General features: G+C 74.7%; 6 protein-coding genes. 3 read left to right on the top strand and 3 right to left on the bottom strand.

Features of this window, described 5'->3' with window-relative positions:
• On the bottom strand, window positions 1–811 hold an 811-nt coding region (locus VIG76_RS00150), incomplete at its 3' end, for an FAD-dependent oxidoreductase (protein ID WP_331949771.1).
• A gap of 63 nt (window positions 812–874) precedes the next feature.
• On the opposite strand from VIG76_RS00150, the gene VIG76_RS00155 reads away from it, so the two are divergent.
• On the top strand, window positions 875–1,867 hold the full coding sequence (locus VIG76_RS00155; protein ID WP_331949773.1) for an MBL fold metallo-hydrolase: 993 nt from the start codon (window positions 875–877) through the stop codon (window positions 1,865–1,867).
• 35 nt (window positions 1,868–1,902) lie between these two features.
• Window positions 1,903–2,349, top strand: coding sequence for a cytidine deaminase (locus VIG76_RS00160; protein WP_331949775.1), 447 nt, complete (start codon window positions 1,903–1,905; stop codon window positions 2,347–2,349).
• Between the two features lie 69 nt (window positions 2,350–2,418).
• On the opposite strand, the gene VIG76_RS00165 is transcribed toward VIG76_RS00160, so the two are convergent.
• Together VIG76_RS00165 and VIG76_RS00170 are read right to left on the bottom strand one after the other, a co-directional pair.
• Window positions 2,419–2,760: a YciI family protein gene (locus tag VIG76_RS00165; RefSeq protein ID WP_331949777.1), complete on the bottom strand. Its 342-nt coding sequence runs from the start codon at window positions 2,758–2,760 to the stop codon at window positions 2,419–2,421.
• A gap of 133 nt (window positions 2,761–2,893) precedes the next feature.
• The gene (locus VIG76_RS00170) at window positions 2,894–4,618 is read right to left on the bottom strand and encodes an ABC-F family ATP-binding cassette domain-containing protein (protein WP_331949779.1); all 1,725 of its coding nucleotides are present in this window, start codon (window positions 4,616–4,618) and stop codon (window positions 2,894–2,896) included.
• Window positions 4,619–4,752: 134 nt separating this feature from the next.
• On the opposite strand from VIG76_RS00170, the gene VIG76_RS00175 reads away from it, so the two are divergent.
• Window positions 4,753–5,634: an alpha/beta fold hydrolase gene (locus tag VIG76_RS00175; protein ID WP_331949781.1), complete on the top strand. Its 882-nt coding sequence runs from the start codon at window positions 4,753–4,755 to the stop codon at window positions 5,632–5,634.
• Window positions 5,635–5,659: the final 25 nt, after the last annotated feature.

A 5,659-nucleotide genomic window follows, 5' to 3' on the forward strand; every position in this document is an offset into this window, starting at 1 on the left:
GCATCCGCGGCGCGGGCTCGCCGATCAGCCCGGCGGCGCGCACCGGATCGGCGGCCACGACCACGGTGCCGGCGGCCAGCGTGCCGCCGCCCTCGAGGTCGACGGCGCCGGGCCGCACGGCCACGACCGGTGACCCGTAGGCGATCGCGCCCGCGGGCAGCCGCGACGCGAGCAGCGCCGGCACCGCGCCGATCCCACCTGCCGGCACCACGACCTCGCCGCGGACGAACGTGCGCAGGACCGCCTCGACGAAGCGGCTCGAGGTGGACAGCTCCGACTCGAGCAGCACCCCGGCGAGGAACGGCCGCAGCAGGTGCTCGGTCGGGTCGCCGTCGATCCGCCACCGGCGCAGCACCTCGGCGAACGGCACGTCCGGCCGGTGGCGGATGGCGTCGCCCGGCCCGTACGCCACCTGCGCCACGAACGCGCCGAGCGCCGCCCGCTCGGCCACGGAGCCGAGCGCGCCGCCGAGCAGCCCGGCCATGCCGGCCGGCACCTGCCGCGGATCCGCGACCAGCGAGAGCCGGTCGCCGTGCCGCAGCAGCGCGCCCCGGTCGAACCGGCGCAGCGGCAGCGCATCGAGCACGCCGAGCCGCGCGAGCTCGGGATAGGCCGTGTTCAGCACCTGGAAGCCGCGGTCGACCGTGAAGCCGGCGACGACGTCGGAGCGCATCCGGCCGCCCGGGCCGTCGGACGCCTCGAGCACCCGCACCGTGCGTCCCGAAGCGGTGAGCCGCAGCGCCGCGGCGAGCCCCGCGAGCCCGGCGCCGACGACGAGCACATCCGCATCCGTGCCGCGCGCATCGGTCATGGCCCGACGCTAGCCGCCGCCGCTCGCAGGACACCCGGCGGACGGCGGCTACGGTCGGATGCGATGCCTCCGATCGTGCCCTCCGACGTCGCCTGGGCGACCGCCGTCGCCGACCGGCGGGATCCCGGTCCGGACCGGATCGCGGACGACCTCGTCGCGATCCAGGTGCCGATCACCGCCGCAGCGGTGGTGGGGTCGACGCTCACCTACCTGCTCCGCGACCGCGAGGGCGGCGTGCACGTCGTCGATCCCGGCTGGGACGCGCCCGCGAACCGCCGCCTCGTCGAGGACGCGATCGCGGCGCTCGGCGGCCCGCTGCGCCAGATCGTCGTCACCCACCTGCATCCCGACCACCTCGGGCTCGCCGGCCACCTGGCAGCGACGACGGGCGCGCCGGTCGTGCTGCACGCCGACGAGCACGCCGACGTGATCGAGGAGCGGGTGGCCGACATCTTCGATCCGGATGCGGTCGAGGCGCAGCTGGACGCCTGGGCGGTCCCCGCCGAGCGGCGCCCCGAGCTCCGCGTCATCGACGAGACCGTGCAGGCGACGGCGCCCTCCGCATCCGCGGGCCTGGTCGTGCGGCACGGCGACCGCCTCGACGTGCCCGGCTGGTCGCTCGACGTGCTGCACACGCCCGGCCACACCCGCGGCTCGATCTGCCTGCACGACGCCGAGCGCGGCCTGCTCCTCACCGGCGACACCGTGCTACCGACCGTCTACCCGGGCGTCGGGCTCGGGGGCAGCGGGCCGACCAACCCCATCGACGACCACCTCGCCTCGCTCGCCGCCCTCGAGCCGCTCGACGTCGAGGTGCTGCCGGGCCACGGCTTCCGTTTCACCGGCCTCGCCGACCGCGTCGCCGCGATGCGCGCCCATCATCTGCGGCGCAGCGCCGAGATCGCCGCGGTGCTCGCCGAGCAGCCGGATGCGTCGACCTGGGCGATCGCGAGCGCGATCCGCTGGAGCGCCGGCTTCGAGCACCTGCACGGGCACACCCTCGCCTCCGCGCTCGCGCAGACGGACCTGCACCGGGAGCGGATCCGCCGGGGCTGACGGTCGGCGCCACCCACGTCGGCCACACTTGCCGCATGCCCGTCGACGAAGCCCTGTACGACGCAGCCGTCGCCCTGATCGAGCGGCGGCTGCCGTCCGCGCCCTGGGCGACCGCGGCCGCACTCCGCCTCGACGACGGCTCGATCGTCACGGGCATCGGCCTCGACAACATGAACTCGGGGGCCGGGCTCTGCGCGGAGGTCGGCCCGATGTGCGCCGCCTTCACGGATGGACGCGCCGTCGTCGCCTCGATCTGCGTGAACCGCAGCAGCGACCGCCGGCGCGACCTCGTGCTGGCACCGTGCGGGCTCTGCCAGGAGCGCCTGGCGCTGTGGGGCCCGGCCGTCGAGGTCGGTGTCAGCGATCCGCAGGATCCGCGTGGCTGGAGCGGCCGCCGTCTCGCAGACCTCAACCCCTACTACTGGGCGACCGCGTTCTCCGAGGACGGGCGCTGGCCCACGACCGCGGACCACGCCGAGTAGCGCGCCTGACGAGCAGCCTGCGGACTCGCGAGCAGGCTGCAGCGCGCTCGGCAGTCCGCAGGGTGCTCGCTAGTCGATCCCGATCCGCCGCACCTCGACCGGCGACCACCGCGCCTCGACGAACCGCGACGCGATCTCGACCGCCCGGTCGAGGTCGGCGCAGTCGACCCGGTAGTAGCCCCCCACCCACTCCCGCAGCTCGGCGTAGGGCCCGTCGGTGACGAGGGGCGCCTCACCGGTGCGGACGACGCGCGCCTGCGCGTCGTCGAGGATCTGCGTCTCCACCAGCTCGCCGGATGCCTTCAGCTCGCGCTGAAGGTCGTCGTGCGCGCGCTGGAACTCCTCCTGCGCCTCGCCCTGGATGGCCGCCTCGGTCTCGGCGTTGTTGTGGATCAGGATCAGGTACTCCACGGGGGCTCCTCACTCGCTCTACCCGGACGACGAACACGGGCCGGCCGCGAGGACACGCATCCGGAATCCGGGCGACTCCCGACATTCCGGGCGTCAAAAGGCGCCCGGAATGACGCAACCCGCCCGGATCCGGTCACCGCGCGCGGCGGACGAAGCCCGCGTCCCAGACCGGCACGTCCGTCGCGACCACGTCGCCGCTCTCGCCGAAGACGAGGAAGCGGTCGAACGTGCGGGCGAACCACCGGTCGTGCGTGACCGCCAGCACCGCGCCCTCGAACCCGGCGAGGCCCTGCTCGAGCGCCTCCGCCGACTCGAAGTCGAGGTTGTCCGTCGGCTCGTCGAGCAGGAGCAGGGTCGCGCCCTCGAGCTCGAGGAGCAGGATCTGGAAGCGGGCCTGCTGGCCGCCCGAGAGCGTCTCGAAGCGCTGCTCCGCGGACTTCACGAGGCCGTAGCGGTTCAGCACCGCCGACGCCCCCGCGCGGTCGAGCCCTGAGCCGGGCCCACGCGGCCCGGTTCCGGCGCGCTGCGAAGCAGCGTGACGGCCGTGGCCGTGGGGAGCCTCGTCACCCGCCCCGAGCACCTCGAGCAGCGTGCGGCCCGTGAACTCCGGATGCTCGTGGGTCTGGTTGAAGTACCCCGTGCGCACCCGCGACCCGAGCCGCACGACGCCCGAGTGCGGCACCGGCGCGAGCTCGTCGCGGCCCAGGCGGTGCTCGTCCATCAGGCGCAGCAGGCGCAGGAAGTGCGACTTCCCCGATCCGTTGCTGCCGAGCACGGCCACGCGGTCGCCGAACCAGATCTCGGTCGAGAAGGGCTTCATCAGCCCCTCGAGCTCGAGCCGCTCGCAGGTGATCGCCCGCTTCGCGGTCCGGCCGCCCGACAGCCGCATGACGACCTTCTCGGGCAGCGGCGCGGGCGCCGGCGGCCCGTCCGCGCGGAAGCGCTCGAGGCGGCTCCGGGCGGCCTGCAGCCGGCTCGCCATGTCGGCGTTGTAGGCCGCCTTGGTCTTGTACAGCTGCACGAGGTCCTTGAGCTTCTGCTCCTCCTCGTCCCAGCGCCGGCGCACCTCATCCGCCCGTGCGTTGCGGTCGGCGCGCGCCCCCGCGTAGGTGGCGAGGTCGCCGCCGTGCACCCACAGCGTCGAGCCGGCGGCGCCGCGCTCGAGGGTGGCGATGGCGGTGGCGCAGCGGGCGATCATCTCGCGGTCGTGCGTGACGAAGAGGATGGTCTTCGGCGACTCCCGCACGGACTGCTCGAGCCACTCCTTGCCGGGCACGTCGAGGTAGTTGTCGGGCTCGTCGAGCAGCAGCACGTCGGCGGGGCCGGAGAGCAGCGCCTCCAGCACGAGCCGCTTCTGCTCGCCGCCGGAGAGCGACGCGGCGAGGCGGTCGCGCGCCTGCTCGTAGGGGAGGTGCAGCGACTCGAGCGTCGCGGAGTCCCAGCGCACCTCCTCGTCGTAGCCGCCGGCGTCGCCCCAGTCGGCGAGGGCCTGCGCGTAGGCGATGCCGGCCGCCTCGGAGCCGGTGTCGAGCATGGCGCGCTCGGCGGCATCCATCCGCTCGGCGGCCGCCTGCACGGCCGGCGGCGCGGTGGTGAGCAGCAGGTCGCGCACGGTCGACTCGTCGCGGACCGACCCGATGAACTGCCGCATCACCCCGAGGCGCCCCGAGATGCCGCGGCTGCCCGCCTGGAGCGGCAGCCGCCCGTCGAGCAGGGCCAGCAGCGTCGACTTGCCGATGCCGTTCGGTCCGACGAGCGCGATCTTGCGGCCCTCGCCGACGCGCAGGCCGACGTCGTTCAGCAGCGGACGCCCGTCCTCCAGCACGTGGTCGCAGTGGGACAGCTCGATGTGGGCCAACGTCGGCTCCTGGTGGTGCGCCCGGCGATGATCCGGGGCCGACGGCATCTCCGCAGCCGACCACCGTGCCAGACGGAGGGGCCGGCGCGCCAGCGGCACGGCGGATCCGCGCGGTCGGATGGCAGGATCGCGCCATGCCGATGACGCCGTTCCGCCTGCCCGATGGCCGCTCCATCGACCTCTCCGTCTCCGGGCCCGAGGACGGCGTGCCGTTCGTGATGCACCACGGGACGCCGGGTTCCTACCATCCGCCGTCGGACCTCGAGCGGGCGGTGCACGGCCGCGGCCTGCGGATGGTGACCTGGTCGCGCCCCGGCTACGGCGACTCCACCCGGCAGCCGGGCCGCACGGTCGTCGACGTCGTCGCGGACACCCGCGCGGTGCTCGCAGGACTCGGCGCCGAGCGCTGCGTCGTCGGCGGCCGCTCGGGCGGCGGACCGCACGCGCTGGCCTGCGCGGCGCGGCTGGAGCAGGCCGTGGCCGTGCTCGTCGTCGCGGGCATCGCGCCCTACGAGGCGGAGGGCCTCGACTTCCTCGCCGGCATGGGCCAGGACAACCTCGACGAGTTCGGCGCGACGCTCGAGGGGGAGGAGTCCCTGCGGCGCTATCTCGACGGTCAGCGGGAGGGCCTCGCGACCGTCACGCCGGACGGGATCGTCGCCGAGATGTCGAGCCTGCTGCCCGACGTCGACCGCGCCGTGCTCACCGACCGGTTCGCCGAGGAGGTGGCGGCGAGCTTCCACGAGTCCGTCCGCACCGGCGTCGACGGCTGGCTGGACGACGACCTCGCGTTCGCGGCGCCGTGGGGCTTCGACCTCGCCGAGATCCGCGTCCCGGTGTCGATCTGGCAGGGCTCGCTCGACCTGATGGTGCCGTTCGCGCACGGGCGGTGGCTCGCAGAGCACGTGCCGGGCGCGGACGTGCACCTCGTCGATGGCCAGGGGCACCTCTCGGTCGCGCACAGCGATGAGGACACCGCCGCGATCCTCGACCGGCTGAAGGCGGCGCTCGCCTGACCCCATCCGCACATCGCGCCGTTCC

It is taken from the genome of Amnibacterium sp., assembly GCF_036559085.1.
Lineage (GTDB): Bacteria > Actinomycetota > Actinomycetes > Actinomycetales > Microbacteriaceae > Amnibacterium.

Excerpts from the sequence above, each read along its gene's own strand:
- VIG76_RS00155 (WP_331949773.1), top strand. The coding sequence starts at position 875 with ATGCCTCCGATCGTGCCCTCCGACGTCGCCTGGGCGACCGCCGTCGCC.
- VIG76_RS00160 (WP_331949775.1), top strand. The coding sequence starts at position 1,903 with ATGCCCGTCGACGAAGCCCTGTACGACGCAGCCGTCGCCCTGATCGAG.
- VIG76_RS00175 (WP_331949781.1), top strand. The coding sequence starts at position 4,753 with ATGCCGATGACGCCGTTCCGCCTGCCCGATGGCCGCTCCATCGACCTC.